General features: G+C 69.3%; 14 protein-coding genes and 3 pseudogenes. 10 read left to right on the top strand and 7 right to left on the bottom strand.

All coding sequences use genetic code 11. The features are described 5' to 3' along the window. Positions 1–181 precede the first annotated feature (181 nt). Positions 182–520, top strand: coding sequence for a cyclic-phosphate processing receiver domain-containing protein (locus tag OG309_RS00310; RefSeq protein ID WP_329417170.1), 339 nt, complete (start codon positions 182–184; stop codon positions 518–520). A 512-nt stretch (positions 521–1,032) separates the two neighbouring features. Next, positions 1,033–4,044 carry a hypothetical protein gene (locus OG309_RS00315; protein WP_329417173.1) on the top strand — a complete coding sequence of 1,004 codons (3,012 nt, stop codon included), beginning with the start codon at positions 1,033–1,035 and terminating at the stop codon, positions 4,042–4,044. Here the strand turns inward: OG309_RS00315 and OG309_RS00320 are convergent, their stop codons facing one another. After that, complete coding sequence (locus tag OG309_RS00320) at positions 4,045–4,197, bottom strand: ATP-binding cassette domain-containing protein (RefSeq protein WP_329417175.1); 153 nt, start codon at positions 4,195–4,197, stop codon at positions 4,045–4,047. Positions 4,198–4,558: 361 nt separating this feature from the next. After that, on the bottom strand, positions 4,559–4,720 hold the full coding sequence (locus OG309_RS00325) for a hypothetical protein (RefSeq protein ID WP_329417177.1): 162 nt from the start codon (positions 4,718–4,720) through the stop codon (positions 4,559–4,561). A gap of 883 nt (positions 4,721–5,603) precedes the next feature. On the opposite strand from OG309_RS00325, the gene OG309_RS00330 reads away from it, so the two are divergent. Both OG309_RS00330 and OG309_RS00335 read left to right on the top strand, forming a co-directional pair. Continuing rightward, positions 5,604–6,014: a hypothetical protein gene (locus OG309_RS00330; protein ID WP_329417179.1), complete on the top strand. Its 411-nt coding sequence runs from the start codon at positions 5,604–5,606 to the stop codon at positions 6,012–6,014. Positions 6,015–6,071: 57 nt separating this feature from the next. Beyond that, the gene (locus OG309_RS00335) at positions 6,072–6,947 is read left to right on the top strand and encodes an IS5 family transposase (protein WP_329417181.1); all 876 of its coding nucleotides are present in this window, start codon (positions 6,072–6,074) and stop codon (positions 6,945–6,947) included. On the opposite strand, the gene OG309_RS00340 is transcribed toward OG309_RS00335, so the two are convergent. Further along, complete coding sequence (locus OG309_RS00340; protein ID WP_327383086.1) at positions 6,902–7,084, bottom strand: hypothetical protein; 183 nt, start codon at positions 7,082–7,084, stop codon at positions 6,902–6,904. The genes OG309_RS00335 and OG309_RS00340 overlap by 46 nt on opposite strands. A gap of 83 nt (positions 7,085–7,167) precedes the next feature. On the opposite strand from OG309_RS00340, the gene OG309_RS00345 reads away from it, so the two are divergent. The 3 genes and pseudogenes from OG309_RS00345 (at position 7,168) to OG309_RS00355 (ending at position 8,586) form a co-directional block, all read left to right on the top strand. Further along, positions 7,168–7,329 carry a hypothetical protein gene (locus OG309_RS00345; RefSeq protein ID WP_329417183.1) on the top strand — a complete coding sequence of 54 codons (162 nt, stop codon included), beginning with the start codon at positions 7,168–7,170 and terminating at the stop codon, positions 7,327–7,329. Between the two features lie 109 nt (positions 7,330–7,438). Next, a pseudogene (locus tag OG309_RS00350) lies at positions 7,439–7,705 on the top strand (GNAT family N-acetyltransferase); the annotation flags it as partial. A 110-nt stretch (positions 7,706–7,815) separates the two neighbouring features. Further along, complete coding sequence (locus OG309_RS00355) at positions 7,816–8,586, top strand: transposase (protein WP_329417185.1); 771 nt, start codon at positions 7,816–7,818, stop codon at positions 8,584–8,586. Between the two features lie 287 nt (positions 8,587–8,873). On the opposite strand, the gene OG309_RS00360 is transcribed toward OG309_RS00355, so the two are convergent. The 3 genes and pseudogenes from OG309_RS00360 to OG309_RS00370 all read right to left on the bottom strand — a co-directional run bounded on the left by OG309_RS00360 (position 8,874) and on the right by OG309_RS00370 (position 11,850). Further along, complete coding sequence (locus tag OG309_RS00360; protein WP_329417187.1) at positions 8,874–10,136, bottom strand: FAD-dependent monooxygenase; 1,263 nt, start codon at positions 10,134–10,136, stop codon at positions 8,874–8,876. 565 nt (positions 10,137–10,701) lie between these two features. Further along, positions 10,702–10,854 (bottom strand): annotated as a pseudogene (locus tag OG309_RS00365) (hypothetical protein); the annotation flags it as partial. A 168-nt stretch (positions 10,855–11,022) separates the two neighbouring features. Then, a complete protein-coding gene (locus tag OG309_RS00370) occupies positions 11,023–11,850 on the bottom strand; it encodes a class E sortase (RefSeq protein ID WP_443067526.1) in 828 nt (275 codons plus the stop codon). An 85-nt stretch (positions 11,851–11,935) separates the two neighbouring features. On the opposite strand from OG309_RS00370, the gene OG309_RS00375 reads away from it, so the two are divergent. The 3 genes and pseudogenes from OG309_RS00375 to OG309_RS00385 all read left to right on the top strand — a co-directional run bounded on the left by OG309_RS00375 (position 11,936) and on the right by OG309_RS00385 (position 16,628). Continuing rightward, positions 11,936–12,367, top strand: a complete 432-nt coding sequence (locus OG309_RS00375; RefSeq protein ID WP_329417189.1) for a hypothetical protein — start codon at positions 11,936–11,938, stop codon at positions 12,365–12,367. A gap of 206 nt (positions 12,368–12,573) precedes the next feature. Then, a complete protein-coding gene (locus OG309_RS00380; RefSeq protein ID WP_329417191.1) occupies positions 12,574–15,756 on the top strand; it encodes a glycoside hydrolase domain-containing protein in 3,183 nt (1,060 codons plus the stop codon). 127 nt (positions 15,757–15,883) lie between these two features. Next, positions 15,884–16,628: pseudogene (locus tag OG309_RS00385) on the top strand (IS5 family transposase). Here the strand turns inward: OG309_RS00385 and OG309_RS00390 are convergent. Beyond that, positions 16,625–17,098 carry a ribosomal maturation YjgA family protein gene (locus OG309_RS00390; protein WP_329417193.1) on the bottom strand — a complete coding sequence of 158 codons (474 nt, stop codon included), beginning with the start codon at positions 17,096–17,098 and terminating at the stop codon, positions 16,625–16,627. The pseudogene OG309_RS00385 and the gene OG309_RS00390 sit on opposite strands and share 4 nt — an antisense overlap. Positions 17,099–17,210 lie beyond the last annotated feature (112 nt).

Here is a 17,210-nt window from a genome sequence, read left to right on the forward strand (position 1 = left end):
CCGCACCGCTGTGAGCACCACTCAGGCCCAAGTCGGAACCTCAAACGGCTTTGGACGGGCACCGGCCCACTCATGATGGATCAACAGAAGCCTGTGGCCCCGCCTTGATGTGGGCGCGGCCTGTCCAGCAGAGCCTCAATACCCCGTGGTTATCCCACCCGCCTACTGTGACAATAACCCGGTGAAAGAAGCGCCTACCTCGTCGATACCGGTCATCCTTGGCATAGACGACCTCCGCCCCTTTCCCAGGGCCACGCGGATTGCCCGCACCAGCAGCGAAGGTATCCAGCTGCTGGAAGAGCACCGTGACCGCTTCATTGACGAGCTGTGGCTTGACCACGATCTCGGCGGCGACGACACCATCATGCCGGTGGTGACCCTCATGGAAGAAGCCGCCTTCAACGGACAGCCCTTTCGGGTCGGAGCTGTATTCGTTCACAGCGCCAACCCCATCGGTGCTGCAACCGTCGTCAGGTCACTCGCACGCTGGAGCTACCGTGTCCAGCGGGCAACGGTCTAACTGCTCGATTCAGAAAGAAGTTCGGAGCTTCCGGAGGCATGTGCTGCCAGCCCGGATCAAGCGCAGGCTGGTCCCCGCGCTAGACAACAAGGCGCTTTGACGCGTGGCCACTCCGCTCCCCAGTTCGTCCCGGAGGACAGAGGACACCGCGCCGTACGCGCTGCGTCCTCGATCCGCGCAAGCACTGTGCTCCGAGGCCAAAAAGGCCGTGCGGTCATCGTCATGAAGCCCGGCAGGCGGGCGGGCAACGACCTCAACTCCATGCTGTGACAGCGTTGTTGATATCTCAGGTGCATCTTCTGGCCATTTCCGGCAGAGTTTGCTGCTGCTGTGAACAAGCTGTGTAGCTTTCGAGCGGTACGGAAGGCGACGTTGCCTTTGCGCCAGACGCCGTGGGGGCCTGGCAGGCCTGGCGACTGCCCTTCTCTCCTCTTGAGACGGGACACTTGATGAGCACTCCGAGCACCGGAACACCCGCGACCACCCCGACGACCTCGGCGAGTACGCCTGCCATGTCCGAAGCGGACAAGACGATGCTCGACGGCCCGACGCCGAAGGACCTGCTCCCCACCACCGGCAACTACCCGACGGAGATCGTCCGGTACCGCTCGGTGGTGCTCACCGACATTCCCGGGGCGAAGCCGGCACGCGCGCTGACCGGTGCCATCGACCTCGGCGAGGAGAACCTGCCGTTCTACGACCGCCCGGCGGAGGGCATGATCGTCACCACCGAGCAGAGCTGGTCGGCCCAGGGCGTCACGCTCGGCAGGCTGCTGCACAGCCTGGCGCTCGCGCCCGGCGAGAGCACCAGGGTCGCGGTCGTCGACTGGCAGCGCACCACCCGGGCTACCGGCACGGAGACGGCGTCCGAGGCCGAGGCGCTGTCCGGGACCACCGAGCAGAATCGGTCGATCAGCGAGGTCGCGAACGCGATCGCCCGCGAGGAGCAGTTCGGCGACTCCCTGGGGTTCCAGTCCAGCCAGTCGTCCAGCTCCGGCGGTAGCGTCGGCGTCGCGCTCTTCGGCATCGGCGGCGGCGGCAACTGGAGCAAGTCGTCGAACACGGGCATCGCGACGTCGGTATCGCGCTCCACGGGCGTGAAAACGGTCGCGGCGGAGGCGACGCAGCGGATCAGCGCGCGGACCCAACAGCTTGCGACTGCGGCCCGCAGCCGGAACATGACGGTCGTGCGCGAGACGACGCAGACGGAGAAGGACCAGGTCATGACCCGGGTCGTGACCAACTACAACCACATGCACGCGATGTCGGTGCAGTACTACGAGGTCGTGCAGGTCTACAACGTGACGACCAGGCCGACCAAGCTGGAACGCTGCCTGTTCATCCCGCTGCAGGAGCTCACCTTCACCCACACCAGCCTCCAGCGGTACAAGGAGGTGCTCGCGTCGGTGGCGCCGGTCGACTGGGCGGCGAAGATCCGCGCGGCGAACCCGTTCGACACCGCCGTGCGCAAGCTCGACGCGTGCTCGGCGCCGGAGGTGCCGGACCGCCAGGAGTTCGACGGGGTGGAGCTGGCCGGCATCGCCGCTTCGGCGATGGGCGTGTACGGAGTGCGCAAGGCCGACGGCAGCCCGGTCCGGTTCGATCCGGCTACTCAGCGGTGGAACCCGCTGCCCACCACAGGTCTGGGCGGCGGCCTGATCGGCATCGCACCGGGCAAGGACACCGTCTGGGCGCTCAGGACCGATAAGGCGGTCATGCAGTTCGACGGAACGACCTGGCGAATTGATCCAGCAGGTGGCTGGGGGCTGCGCATCGCCTGCGGCACGGACGGCACGGTCTTCGTCATCGGCACCAACAACACGATTCACCAGCGCGGCCCGAGCTCATGGACGAACCTGGGCATCACGGCCGACGACCTCGCAGTCACCGGCAAGGACAAGGTGTGGTACTCCCGGCAGGGTGTCGTCTACGAGCGCAGTGGCACCGACGGGATTCGGCGGAACGGGCCGGGCGTGCAGCGCCTGTCCGCCACGTCCGACGGTGCGCTCTGGGCCGTCGTCCAGTCCCAGTCCAGCGGCGAGACGACGCCCCTGCTGGTGGAGTCCGGTGCGACGACCGTGATCCGTCCCGCGACCGGCGGCCTCCAGAGCATCACCGGGCTGGCGCAGATCGCCTCTGCAGGCGCGGACTACTGGGTGCTCATGAGCAACGGGACAGTGCGCCGGATCATGGGACGAGAAACACAGATACCCTTCGACGACCAGCCGAAGGCGGACTCCTCCTACGCGTCCAGGATCGACGTCTGGTCCGACACCGACGGAATCCGCGGAGTCCAGGTGGTCTTCCCGAGCCACACCTTCGGCTGCGGCGACATCGGCGGCTCCGGCGCGCAGCAGGCGTCCTACACCTTCGGCGGCGCCGACAAGCTGATCTCCTACGAAGCCTGGTCCGGCAAGGCAGCCCGCGGCAGCCTCGCCGGGCTGCGCCTGAAGATGACCTCGGGCGTGGCGAACTTCGGCGTCGCCGCGACCACCACCGTCGCGCCCGACCTGTCCGAGGACGCCGGCGGCGCCTCGACCATCTGCGGGCTGTTCGGCTCGACGGCGAAGTCCGGCAGCCGCACCTACGTCGCGTCGCTCGGCTTCCACGTGCGGGGCGGGAACGTACCCCAGACGGTCCTGGACCACCTGAACGACAACAGCCGGCACTACAGCCAGGCCGTCTGGGCCAACGCCGACGAGCTGACGCTCAGCCGCATCCTCGCCAACTACTCCTACACCCCTGCGGGCTCGACCGCCGCGCCGGTCCCGCTCGGCACCCTGCTGGACCCGAAGCCGATCGCCGCCACCGGCAACTACCTCGGCTTCCGCTGGAACTTCGCCAGCGAGGAGGAGCGACAGGAGTGGACCGACTCCCGCAAGGCGAGCGACAACACGTTCGGGGCACCGGCGACCAACACGATCGCCATCGCCACCAACGGCGTCTTCGCCGAGGCCGTCCTCGGCCGGTCCAACTCGGCCGAGAAGATCGACCTCACCCGCTTCTGGAACTGGAAGGACTCGCCCATCCAGATCACCCCCGCCGACATCGCCCCCCTCTCCACCGCCTCACGCGCGCAGAACCTCGACACCACAGCGGCCGGCATGGGCGCCTCCCAGGCCAGGTTCACCCCGCTGGTGGCCATGCCCGACCCGAACGGCCTCCAGGCGGTCCAGGCCATGACCACGGCCAACCTGTTCCGCGACATGAGCGGCCTCGCCCAGATGAGCCAGGTCCTCAGCAAGGGCATCGAAGCCGCCGCCACCAACGACAAGGAAGCCGGCGCACGCGCCCAGGAAGCCCTGAAGACCGCCACTGAACACCTCCAGAAGATGGCCCAGATCGCGGTCGACGCGGCCAGCAAGGCGGCACCGCTCGTCACCGGCGGAGCCGGGGGCGGCAACCTCAGCGCCCTCGGCGGCATGCTCAACCAGGGCGGCAAGGCCGACACGCCCAAGCCCACCCCCGCGTCGGCGTCCGGGACCGCCCCCGCGTCCGGCGGGGACTCCGGCACGAAGGCCTGATCACCGCGCCGGGTGGGTCCGGGCCGCCGCCCCGACCCACCCGGCGGCAGAGGTCGGCTCGTCGCAGATCAGCACGGGAGCGTCCTGGCGGAAGAACGCGCGCGCCCCAGCAAGGCGCTGCCACTGCCCGCCGGACAGGTCCCGGCCACCCACTGCGACGGAGCCGGGTTGGTGTCGAGCCCATCGGCGAGCTGGGCGATCACTTCGCCGGCCCCGGCGAGCTTGGCCGCTGTCATCACCGCCTGGTCGTCACCGTCACCTTGACCGAGGGTGGCATTCTCCCGGGCCGTGACGGGCCAGCGGGCGATGTCCTGCGGCAGCATCGCCGGCTTCACCCACACCGCTTCCCGGTTCGACGTCCGCCAGGTCGACGCCGCCCCACTCGACCGCGCCCGACGTCGGCTCGTACAGCCCCGCGAGCAGTTAGGACCTCTTGGCGAGCCGCCGGTCTAGGGGGTGAACCCGCGGATCCGTCGCTACCGTCCATCGTCCGGCTTCTGGTCGGGTCCCACGATCACCCGGGTCCGCCGACCGCCCTGTCGGCCGGCTGGCAAGCGCTCCAGGAGTGGGCCGCCACGACGAGGCCGAGCAGCAGGACCAGGACGGTGAGGAGGACGCCTTCCACACCGGCCCGGGCGTGCAGAAGACCGCCCGTGAGCGCCCCTGCGGCCAGCACCGCTACCGACACTCCGCGCCGCAGGCTCGCGAGCCCCGGCCGGTCCGCCGCCGAGGAACCCGGCCGGGCCCGGTAGGGGTGGCTCGCCGCGGGTGACCCTCTGGAAGCACGCACAGAGTTCTGTGATCGCAGGCTTTCGGGCCGTGACGGCCCCCGGCACGGCAGGTTAGGTCGAGATTCGGCGGCGCCTGGCACTGCCGACCATAAGACCGGTCTATGACCCTATAGGGCTGTAGGTACTACCTGTCCGTTTCTGGAATGGGAGAGGCTGTAGCGAACAGTCTGAGTGGGATCGAGGAATTTGTGCGTCTGGGGAGTGTTGTTCTCGCAGCCATGGCCGGCACGGACAGGGCGGTGCCGACTGGAGGATCAGGGCTGCCGCGGCTGCCGCGGACATCGCCTGCTCCAAGGGCCGCCGCAGAGAGCCACCCCGCCGCGGGGCGGGAGACACCGGCTGTGTCCGTGGGTCCTTCACGGCAGTCCGCTATGGAGGGTGCGGTGCAGGTACCGGACTCCGATGGGCCGAAGCCGGCGAGGTTCGCTTGGCACGGTGGCCCGAGGAGCCCGGATGCCGGAGGCGTCTGGGCGGAGGCCGACCTGCTCGTGGACAACTCCACCGGTGCGCTGAAGCACAACGACGCCTACAAGCAGGGCATCGCCGCCGGCACCCTTCCTGCTGTATGTCACGAGCACCGTTTTCTCTTTCCCCCGTCCTCGGCATCGCGCTCCACGCGACCTTGGACGGAGCCCAGCGGCCGAATGGTGCCTCGCCCATGGGACGAGACCGCCGTTGCCACCGAGACACGGACGGCCACGCTGGCGGCCCGGAATTCCCCGGGACGGGCGCCGTCAGGACAACATACGAGGGCGATTGAGGTGCGACGTGAAGCGTAAGGGAAGCGAATTCGGGTGCGCTGCGGCAGCTGTTCTGGCCGCAATGGCGCTTGTCGTCGGGGTGTACACGCAGCGAGCCGGTATCACGGGGAAGGCGTGGGACATCACCTACACGGCCTCTGGATCAGAAGGCGCGGCACTATCGGTGGTCTATCAGGACACCGCGAGCCGCTATCTATGGGGGGACCGGTCGGTCAGGGAACACGTCGAACCGAACGTGCACAAGACGTGGTCCAAGAACGTGCTTCTGGCCGCGAATCGGCAAGCAAAGGTGACCGTGACCCCTCAAGCGGGTGCCAGTGCCACATGCCGGATCGTCCTGGACGGCAAGAAGGAACTGGCGCAGTCCACTTCCGCAGCACCCGGCCAGCCGGCCGTCTGTATCGCTGACCTGGATTAGGTCGTGTTCTAGGCTGTGTGTCGAAAGTGGATCTTGTGTTGTGGATGATCACGGTTCATGGGTCGGGGAGATCTCACGGACGAGCAGTGGGCGGTGCTGGAGCCGTTGTTGCCGAAGGGCTCGAAGGCGGGTCGGCCACCTGTCTGGCCTCGGCGGCGGTTGATCGATGGCATACGGTTTCGGGTCCGTACAGGGGTTCCGTGGCGGGACGTGCCCGTCGAGTACGGGCCGTGGGGCCGGGTCTACGACGTGTTCCGCCGGTGGCAGCGCAACGGCACCTGGCATCAGGTCCTCACCCGGCTGCAGTCCTTGGCCGACGCGAAGGGGAGGATCACGTGGGACCTGAGCGTCGACTCCACGGTCTGTCGTGCTCATCAGCATGCGGCTGGGCCCCGCAGGCAGGGTGACCTGCAGAAGGAACCGCCAGGCGGTGTGTTCACCGAACCCGAGGATCACGGACCGGGTCGCTCACGCGGCGGGTTCACCACCAAGTTGCACCTGGCCGTCGAGCAGGGTCAGAAACCCATGTCGATCGTGATCACGGCCGGGCAGCGCGGTGACTCGCCGCAGTTCGAACCCGTGTTGGACAAGATCCGCGTGCCCCGCATCGGTCCGGGACGGCCACGCGTCCGCCCCCACCGAGTGCGGGCCGACAAGGCGTACGCCTCCCGCAGGAACCGCGGCTACCTGCGCCGCCGCGGGATTCGCTGCACCATCCCGGACAAGACCGACCAGGCCCGCAACCTCCGAAGGCTCGGTTCCCACGGCGGCCGGCCGCCGCGCTTCGACCCGGCCGACTACCGCGAGCGCCACGCGGTCGAGTGTGGGATCAACCGCCTCAAGAGGAACCGCGCTGTCGCCACGCGGTACGACAAGCTCGCTGTCCGCTACGAGGCGACAGTCCTGGTCGCGGCGATCAACGAGTGGCTGTAGTCCTTCACTGAAAAGGCATCGGGGTCCACGGCAACGCCTCCCGCCATCTCAGACAGCAGGTCGTGCAGAACCTCCTTGGTCGGATCGTCCACGGTACGACCGCCCGCTTCAGCTACACGCAGCACTGGCTTCAGCATGCACGCGACTGTGCCGACCCATAGGAGTCAACTGCCCAGCCGTCCACAACCTCCCGAGGCACACTACGGGTAGGCTCGTGGGTATGGGAATTGACTGGGAGAACATGCTCGACGCAAGCGGTAACGGCCTCGACGATGCCTACGACAGCGCGGTCTCCGCGGTCATCTACAGCGATGACCCGGTGGAGGAGCGTCGGCCACTCCCAATCGGCGAAGAGCACGACGACACAGACGGCTTGCGCTGAACTGAGCGCACGCACGAAACGCCGCGGCATGCCGCGGCGTTTCGCCGTCTCAGAGATCGTGTCAGGTCAGGGACCAGTCAAGAGACGGCCGAGCTCAACTCTGCGGATCGTCGCCGCCTTCACCGAACTCGTCATCCCCGGCAACGGCACAGGTGACGGCCAGCACTACGGCACGGGGGTGCTGCCCGAGCACCGAGGTCACGGCCTCGGCGAATGGATGAAGGCCGAGTCGATCCGACAGGCCCACAGGGACTATCCGGGCCTCGGTGGCCTCCTGACCGACACCGCCGACAGCAACGCGCACATGCGACGGGTCAACGACGGTCTCGGCTACACACCCACGCACACGACACACCAGTACCAGCTCGACCTTTAGCAGAGAGCGGACGGGCCGGACCGGGACTTCACCCCGCTCGGCCTGTCCGTGCATTCGATACACGCCCTAAAGGGTGTTGCAGAAGGCTTCGTTCTGGGCATTTTGCCTGTATGGGTGGGGTGTTGCGGGCTGAGCCGGTGTGGGTGGAGACGTTCACTGGGTTGCGGATGGAGCGGTTCGCGAAGCTGGTGAAGGCGGTGCGCGAACGAGGCGGGAACGGACCGGGTGGTGGCCGGCCGTGGTGTCTGCCGCTGGCGGACCGGGTGCTGCTGGTGGCCGTGTACTACCGCACGAACCTCACCATGCGGCAGCTCGCGCCGCTGTTCGGTATCTCGCCTGCCACGGTCTGCCGGGTCATCCAGCGGCTGCGGCCGCTGTTGGCGCTCGAGCGGGCTCCGCGGCCGGTTGCGGACACCGAACGGTTGTGGATCGTGGACGGCACCCTGATCCCGGTCCGCGACCGCAAGGTGGGCGCCTCGTCCCGCAACTACCGGTTCTCGGCGAACGTGCAGGTCATCATCGACGCGGACACCCGCCTGGTCATCGCGGCGGCCCGGCCGGCGCCGGGCAACAAGGCCGACGCACATGTCTGGCGCGAGTCGGACCTGCCCGCCCTGGCGGCGAGCACGACGGTCATCGCGGACGGCGCCTACCTCGGCACCGGCATGATCGTCCCGCACCGCAAGAGAGCCGGTCGCCCCCTCCTGCGCGGGCAGGAGGAGGACAACGCCGAGCACCGAAGGGTCCGAGCCCGTGTCGAGCACACCTTCGCCCGGATGAAGAACTGGAAGATCCTGCGCGACTGCCGTCAACGAGGCGACGGCCTCCACCACGCCGTCCAGGCCGTCGCCGCCATGCACAACCTCGCCATGACCCGGTGAACCAGCAGGTCAAACGCCATACAGGCCTGCCCGAAGCGGACCTTCTGCAACACCCTTTAGTAGCGTTTCGTTAGGTCCTGGGTTGCGTCCAGACGGCGACTGCGGCCGCGCATCCTGCTTCCGGGCTATGCGGCCGCGGGCCGAAACGGCGGGAGAGCCAGCTGCCCCTTGCCTGCAGGAGCTCGGCGTCGCTGGCTCCGGAATCTGGCAGCAGGCGGGCCGCGAGCTTGCTCGCTGACCGGGGCGACCAGCGTGGGGACGTACGTGAACGGCAGGCCCGGCCCTCCCTACGGCTTGGCTGACGAGGTGATCGGCGACCCGGCCGGGGCTGCGGAGTCAGGCACCCCCGCGTAGTCGGGCAGCTCGATGCCGTTGATCGCGCGCTCGACCAGCTCGGCAAACCATTCGCTGGCGAAATCGGGGCGCGGCTCGGCGTCTGGCCCGGGGACGTCGCGGCTGCGGGCGTTCAATCGGCCGATCTCCTGGTTGGCCTCGACGAACGAGCGCATCCGCGCCTCGTAGCGGGCGAACCCGGTGTCGGGTTTCCAGTCGGCGGCGGCCAGCTCTCCGGCCAGCACGTAGGCGCCGACCAGTGCCAGCCCGGTGCCCTGCCCGGACATCGGCGACGAGCTGAACGCGGCGTCCCCGAGCAGCCCCACCCGTCCGCTCGACCAGCGGTCCATCACCACTTGGGCGACCTGGTCGAGGTAGAAGTCCGGGGTGTCGTCCAGGTGCGCGAGGATGTCCGGAGCCAGCCAGCCCAGGCCTTCCATCCGCTCACGCAGCAGGCGCTTCTGGGCCGCGACGTCACGGTAGTCGACGTCGAAGTCAGCGGAGGCGAAGTAGAACATGGTCATCGCCCGGGTGGCGTCCTGGATGGGTCGCAGGAGGGCTGAGCGCCCGGACTCCTGGTCCTGGTACTCGAGCAACCAGCGGTCCAGCCCGAACTCGTTGGGCACACTGTAGAAGGCCAGTACGTGCCCGAGGTGGCGGAGGAACCGCTCGTGCGGCCCGAAGGCCATCGCCCGCAGTGCCGAGTGCAGCCCGTCGGCTCCGACCACCAGGTCGAAGCGCCGCCGGTTGCCGCCCGCGAAGACCACGTCGACCCCGTCCGCGTCCTGGGCGAGCTCGGCGATTCGGTCGCCGAAGATGTACTCGACGCCGTCGCGGGTGTCGTCGTAGAGCAACTGGGACAGGTCTCCGCGCAGGATCTCAATGTCCGCGATGAACCCGTCGCCACCGTCGTCGTCCGCGCGGAAGGTCTCCAGCACCTGTCCGTCCGCGTCCACGGTGTGCGCGCCGGCGGTGTCGGTGCACGCCGCGCGGACCGCCGCGTCCAGCCCCATGCGCCCGATGACCTCCTTGGCGACCCCGCGCGCGTCCACCGCCTGCCCGCCGGGACGCAGCTCGGGAGCCCGCTCCACCACGGTCACCTCGGCCCCCCGCCGGCGCAGCCAGTGGGCCAGCGCGGGTCCCGCGATGCTCGCCCCCGCCACCAACACCCTGGGACCGCTCACCCGCGTCCGCCCCGCGGAGTCGTCGACGCCCATCACTGCCTCCTCGTGCTTCCTCCCGTGCTGGAACGATCCCAGCACAGGCCCACCGCTGTCGGTGGATCCAGCGGTATCGACTGCGGATCCGCACACAACTCATCGGTATACGCGGCCGCACCGTAGCCTGCGGTCCTACCGTCTTCTTCGCTGCCTGCGCCCGCTTGATCGCCTCGCGCTGCGCCTTGCCGTACCGCTTCTTCGGCTGCTGCCCGCGTGCCGGCTTCGCGGCCTTCTGTGCCGGGGTCTGACCCACGCCCGGATCGTAGAGGCCGGCGTCCGGTGGGCGACGCGCACCACGCTCGCCGGAGGTCCGGGACCACAGCGCGCCGATGCGGACCGGGGCGCGCACGGCGCGTTGAGCGACGCACGAGGCACCGCGCTCACCGCACCGTGGAGCGCACCCTGGACTCCACCCGCATCCGCTGCGCAGCTCGAAGGCCTCCCCTAGGACTGCCCTGCCCCCCATGTGATCAGCCCCGCCACGTCCGCGCGGCCTGCAATACTGCTCCAGTACACGCGCCCAGGTGCCGTCGCGCTGCCAGCGCCGGAACAGGCTGTACGCGGACTCCCACGGACCGTACCGCTCGGGTATGTCACGCCACGGCGTGCCTGTTGCGTACGCCACCGGACCGCATGGATCTGATCGCGTCGTGTCCACTCCGTCGGCCGGCCGCGCTTCCGCGCAGTCGGCAACAACGGCTCCAGAGCCGCCCATTGCCTCTCGGTCAGATCTCCCCGTCCACCCGGCGATCACCTCAGGACAAGATCCACTTTCAAGTGGACCCTAGTCGAGGCCCCTCGGGGTGCTGGCGTCTTCCGGCGCGGTTTCCCGACTTCGCCACCAGCGAGGGCGCGGCCGAACCCGAGCGGGCGTGTCCGTCCCTCACGGCGTCCCCGGTGCCGGCCGTACCGCCGCCAGGACGCCGATCTTGTCGATGCGGTGCTCTGGGTTGCCCTGGGCGTCCCGCCAGTAGTTGCCCGCCGCGTTGTCCTCCGGCGTCGCGCAGGTGGACAGCGTGATCATCGCGCGAGTGGGCTTCTCACCCGGCTCTCCGGGCACGGCGGCCCGCTGCTCGGCGAGGGAGCGGGCCGAGCGGAACGAGGTCACCCGGGTCTTGACGATCCGGTACTCGTACGCGCTGCCGCTGGCCGTCACGACGACCCGGTCGCCCACGTCGACGGCGGGCAGATCCTGCAGCGGCCCGCCCGCCGAGATCCGGTGTCCGGTCACCAGATAGTTGCCGATCTCTCCCGGCCCCACACCGCCCCGCTCCCCGTACGGGCTCGCGGCCATCCCACGGTCCTGGATCCGTGTGCCGGCCCGGTCGTCGGTCGTCCCCTCGAACGGTACGACGCGCAGGTCGACCACACCGATCGACGGGATGTCCAGCTCGGCGGCCCGTGAGCGGGCGACGGGCGGCGGCGTCGGCGAGTGGCTCGGCGCGGGCACCTGCCTCAGGGAGAGAGCCTGGTCGGATGTGCGTACCGCCTCCGGGGCGCCCGTCCGGGAGCCCGAGGAGGAACAGCCCACGAGCACGCCGACGACCGTCGCGAGGGCCGCGAGGACGGCGACGGCCCCGTGCCGACGGGACCGGGCCACGCCCCCCGGCCGTCGGGCCGACGAGGTCGCGCCTCCACGCGTGATGACCATGAGGCGTCCCAGTGCTCCGGTCGGGCGGAGCCCGGGCAGCAGGCGCCACCTCTGGGGCACACCCGACACCTCCACGCTACGCGCTGCCGCCGGACGCGGCACGGCGCCCCTGATCGCGACACGGGGAGGGTGGGAGGATGACCCGATGGGGATGATCGACAGCGACGGCGAGACCGTCCAGTACGTACGGTTCCAGTCGCCTCACCGGAACAGCAGGGGCCACTTCACCGGCGTCTTCGGGCTCGTGAACAACCTGGCGCGCGAGGGCAGGCTCTCGGACCGACAGGAGTCCTTCCGCCGCACCAACAACAGCTGGTACGACGCGGCGTACACCGACCCCTCGACCGTTGACCCCACCGTCTACGACGACGCGATCAACCCTGGCGCCGCGGCGTGGTTCAAGCCGTCGGCCGCACATCTCCTCGCTCGGGTCCCCGGCTATCTGGAGATTCTGGCCGCTCACGGCGTCGATTGCCGGGTTCTGCGTTCCGCGGATCCAGGGCGCGTCGTCTACGAGGACGACGTACAGGTCGTGGTCGTGCCACACGTGTCGGATTCCACGGCTCTCGACGCATGACCTGCTGAGCGACGGCCCGGCCGCGCGTCAGGTGTCGACGGGCAGTTCTGTGTGCCCACTCGCCGAGCCAATTGCCATGCGCATGTCGCCGTGAGGTATGACTGGCCGTGCCACGGATCCGCCGTGAGCAGATCAGGATGCATTCCCAAAAGGACATTGTGAGACAGATATTCATAAGAGCATCAGTCACGGCAGTCGCCTGCCTGTTGCTCACGTCCGTCGTCGCCCCGACGCAGGCCGCCGCCGCGACACAGCCGTCCGTGTGGGTCGCGAGCGGGGCCGACCACGTCTTCTCGTCGTCGCCCGCCCCCCAACGGCCGACGAACGCGGTGACGCTGTTCGCAGCGCGCAACGAGGTCCAGGCCGCCCAGATCGTCGTCCGCTCGGGCGAGACGCTGAGTGGCGTGTCGGTGCAGGCGAGCGACCTCGCCGGGCCGGGGGGAGCAGTGATCCCGTCCTCCCGGATCACCGTGAACCGTGAGTACAACCACCCGAACATCGCGAAGGTCCAGACCGGACGCCAGCAGGAGCCGCCGAACGGCGGCACGAGCTACTACGACGCGCTCGTCGGCAACGCCCCCTACCAGCTGGCACCGAACACGACGCAGCCCTATCACTACAGCGTGGCGGTGCCCACCGGGCAGGCGCCCGGCACCTACACCGGCAAAGCCACCGTGCAGAGCTCGGCCGGCCCGGTGGACGTGCCCGTCTCCGTGAAGGTGTACGACACCGAGCTGCCCCCGACGAACCGCTCGACGTTCCGGATGAACAACTGGTTCACCTCGGTCGGCTGGGACTACCAGTGGACGGCGACGTCCATCCCCGACCAGTACGGTGTCGCGGACTTCTCCCCCGAGTGGTGGACGCTCATGGGGAACTTCGCCAAGAACCACGCCAAGCACCGCAACAACGTCATCTACGCGGACTTCCAGGCCCTGTCCATCCCGGACACCACGCTCGTGAACGGCACGTACACGTTCACCTGGACGAACTTCGACCGCTTCGTCCAGCTCTTCCAGGACGCCGGGGCACTCCAGTACATCTACACCCCCACCCTCGTCGAGGACGCCGGCCGCAAGGTCGAGGCGCTCGTCAGCGACGGCAAGGGCGGGGTGAAGATGAACTACCTGACGCCCGGCACGCCCGAGGCCACCGCGTACCTCGACACCGTGCTCCCGGCGCTGAAGGCCCACCTCGACTCCAAGTGCCTGGACGCGGGGCCGACCTGCGCACCGGGCCGCCGGTGGAGCGACGTGTTCTATATGAGCGCGGTCGACGAGCCCTACCGCGCGGACCAGACCCAGGTCTCCGCCGCGCGCTGGCTGTACGAGCGCTTCCACGCGTACTTCCCCCAGGGGCAGTCGAACGAGGCGCACCACGAGGCCGTGCCCGCCCTGGACGACGTCCTCGGCACCGTCACGCCGCTGGCCAACGATCACTACGACGAGAACGCCGGCTACTACCAGAGCCAGCGACTCGCCGGAAAGGATCTCTGGCTCTACTACTGCATCGGCCCGCAGGACCGCCACCTGAACCGCTTCATCAGCTACCCGCTCTCCGACTCCCGACTGACACCGTGGATGGTCTCGGCGGTCGGCGGCAACGGAGCCCTGCACTGGGGCTGGAACATCTGGACCTGGCCGGTGGGCAGCCCCGCGACCCGCTACGACCACATCGACACGTTCGACGGCTGGACCAACGGGGACCCGTTCCTGGTGCGCCCGAACAAGAACGCCCTCGATGTCTACGACAGCATGCGCAGTGAGGCGCTGCTGGCCGGCATCCAGGACTACGAGCTGCTGACCCGCCTCGCCGCCGACAAGCCGGTCCTGGCCCGGGCGCTGACCTCGTCCCTGATCACGAACACCACCGAGACCACCACCTCGGGTGCGGAACTCGACCACCGCCACAAGCAGATCCTGGACGCGCTCACCACCCAGGGCGCCGACGCCTCCTACCCGTTCGCCGAGGACTTCGCCTCCGGCGGCGACGGGGAGTGGCGGCACACCCGCGGCTCCTGGGCGGTCACCGGCGACCAGGCGTATGCGCAGAGCGACACCGCCGCCAACTGGGACACGGTCTCCGCGGTGGCCGGCCGGGCCTACGGTGACGTCGCGGCCTCCGTCGACGTCCGGATCACCGGCGTCAACGCGGATGGCGGCAACACCAACTGGGCCGGCCTGACCGTCCACAGCCAGAACCCCACCGACCGGCAGACCGGCTACCTGGTGGCCCTGCGCAACAACGGCGAGGTCTTCGTCCACCGCAGCGGCACCGACCTCGCCAAGGCGCAGGTGCCCGGATACACCCCCGGTCAGACGGTCACCCTGCGGGCCGTCACCCGCGGCTCCACCCTCACGGTGTACGCGGGCGCGACGCAGCTGATCTCCCTCACCGACGCGAGCTACCCCGTCGGCAACGTCGGCCTCGCCACCGGCGGCGCGAGCGCCCGGTTCGACAACGTGCGGCTCAACCCCGGCACCAACCCCGTCGAGAACGGCACCGTCACCGCCTCCAGCAGCTACGAGGCCGACGGCTGGAGCAGCAAGGCCCTCACCGACGGCCGCCGCTCCCTGCCCACCGGCACCAACGGCTGGACCAGCATCGACAACCTCTCCGTCGACCACACCGAATCGGTGACCGTGGACCTCGGTGCGGCTCGCCGGATCGGCCGCCTGGACCTCTTCGGCCGCGCCGACGGCGCCAACACCGGGCTCGGCTTCCCCGTCGACTTCACCGTCCAGGTGTCCGCCGACAAGGCCACCTGGACCACCGTCGCCGACCAGCACGACTACCCGAGGCCCGGCGCCGGCGCGCAGGCCTTCCCGTTCGCGGCCACCGACGTGCGCTACGTCAGGGTCACCGGGACGAAGCTGCGCCAGGACCCGCGCGGCAACTTCCACCTGCAACTGGCCGAGATCGAGGCCGCCGGCGAGGAACTGGCCGCCAACCGGCCGGTGAGCACGTCGAGTTCGATCGAGGGCTCGGGCTGGAAGCGCACCGCCGCCACCGATGGCGTACGGAACTCGGCACTGGGCTACTCGATGGGCTGGAGCAGCCTCAAGTCCCCCACGGCGACGGCCAACGAGTCGATCACCGTCGACCTCCAGGGACCGAGCCTGATCAGCCAGGTCCGGCTCACTCCGCGCACCGACGGCGTGAACACGGGGCTCGGCTTCCCCGTCGACTTCACCGTCCAGGTCTCCCCCGACAACGTCACCTGGACCACCGTCGCCGACAAGCGCGACCACCCGAGGCCCGACGCCTCCGCCCAGACCTTCCCGTTCGCGCCCACCAAGGCCCGCTACGTGAAGATCACCGGCACCAAGCTCAGCGCCGACCAGTTCGGTGACTACTACATGCAGCTCGGCGAGATCGGCGTCAGCTGACGTCCGGATCGTCATGACGGCCCCGGACCCGGCGATGCGCCGGGGCCGGGGCCGTCCTCTTGGCAGTGTCTGATGGCTCTTGCCCGGGTGGTGGATCTACCGCTGTTCCGGGCAGGAGTTCGTCTTGGTGCGTCGGCATGAACTGACGAATGCTCAGTGGGAACGGATAGCCCCGCTGCTGCCGGAGACCGGAAACCCGGGCGGGCGGTGGGCTGATCACCGCACCGTGGTCAACGGTGTGTTCTACCGGACACGGACCGGGATTCCCTGGCGTGACCTGCGCGAACGCTACGGAACCTGGCAGACCGTCTACGAACGTCACCGCCGCTGGTCGGCCGACGGCACCTGGTCGAGAATCCTGCGCGCCTTGCAGACCGGTGCCGACGCCACCGCGTCGGCTGCGGACGGCGAGTGTGCGGTGAACATCGACTCGACGACCTGCCGGGCCCACCAGCACGCGGCAGGAGCCCGGCACGCTCCCCCGACCGACCATCCCGAAAAAGGGGCGGCGCACGTGTGGACGAAGACGGGCGTGCGGCCCTGGGACGTTCCCGGGGCGGACTGACCAGCAAGGTCCACCTGCTGGCCGACGACCGCTGCCGGCCTCTGGTCTGGCTGACCTCGCCCGGTCAGCACGGGGACAGTCCGGTGTTCATCCCGCTCATGCAGGCCCTCAAGGTGGCCCGCACCGGGCGAGGGCGTCCCCGGACCCGACCGGACCGGGCCCGCGGCGACAAGGAAAGCTGAAGCAACACCGGGCCGTCGCCACGCGATACGACAAACGCGACTACAACTTCAACGGCACCCTGACCACCGCAGCCATCAGGATGTGGCTCCGCGACCTCATCAAAGAGCCGTCAGACACGGCCTAGGTCGCCCCGGTGCGCGTGCTGCGCCGGGCCCGCCGCAGCACAAAGTGGACCAGCCAGCCCGCAGCGGCGCCGACCGTGTACCAGGCCAGGTCGGGCGTGTTGAAGGTGGAGCCCAGCACGAGACGGGCGAGGGTGCTGCGCCGGGAGAGCTCCGCGGGCACCGGACCGAGCTGGAGGAACTCGACCGCCCAGCTGGCGGTGAGCGCGATCGCGGCGGCTCGCGCGGGCGACAGCCGCGGGGCGGCCGCGACGACGAGCGTCACAAGAAGGACGGTGTACAGCGCATCGCCGCCGTACTTGGCCACGTCCCCCGCCGCCATCGCCCTGAGCCCCAGCCCCGCGCCGACGGTCAGCGCAGCGGCCACCACCGCCACCGCACGGGTACGGGTACGGGACGGCCTGGCAGGGGCGCGGTCCGGTGCGGCGGGGTCCGGGGTCGCACGGTCGGGATTCGCTGGTGCGGAGGCCATCCAGCCATGGTGCCGGATGGCAGTCCGGGCCACGGACTGGGGCCGGTGCAGCGGGGGCGGGCAAGACCCGAAGGAAACGCCCCTGGTTCGGCCTGGGCGCAGTCGAATGCGT

The organism is Streptomyces sp. NBC_01268, assembly GCF_036240795.1.
Taxonomy (GTDB): domain Bacteria; phylum Actinomycetota; class Actinomycetes; order Streptomycetales; family Streptomycetaceae; genus Streptomyces.

Bases quoted from the DNA above. Each gene is read 5' to 3' on its own strand.
- OG309_RS00315 (WP_329417173.1), top strand. From the start codon at position 1,033: ATGTCCGAAGCGGACAAGACGATGCTCGACGGCCCGACGCCGAAGGAC.
- OG309_RS00335 (WP_329417181.1), top strand. From the start codon at position 6,072: ATGGGTCGGGGAGATCTCACGGACGAGCAGTGGGCGGTGCTGGAGCCG.
- OG309_RS00340 (WP_327383086.1), bottom strand. From the start codon at position 7,084: ATGCTGAAGCCAGTGCTGCGTGTAGCTGAAGCGGGCGGTCGTACCGTG.
- OG309_RS00345 (WP_329417183.1), top strand. From the start codon at position 7,168: ATGGGAATTGACTGGGAGAACATGCTCGACGCAAGCGGTAACGGCCTC.
- OG309_RS00355 (WP_329417185.1), top strand. From the start codon at position 7,816: ATGGGTGGGGTGTTGCGGGCTGAGCCGGTGTGGGTGGAGACGTTCACT.
- OG309_RS00360 (WP_329417187.1), bottom strand. From the start codon at position 10,136: ATGGGCGTCGACGACTCCGCGGGGCGGACGCGGGTGAGCGGTCCCAGG.
- OG309_RS00375 (WP_329417189.1), top strand. From the start codon at position 11,936: ATGGGGATGATCGACAGCGACGGCGAGACCGTCCAGTACGTACGGTTC.
- OG309_RS00390 (WP_329417193.1), bottom strand. From the start codon at position 17,098: ATGGCCTCCGCACCAGCGAATCCCGACCGTGCGACCCCGGACCCCGCC.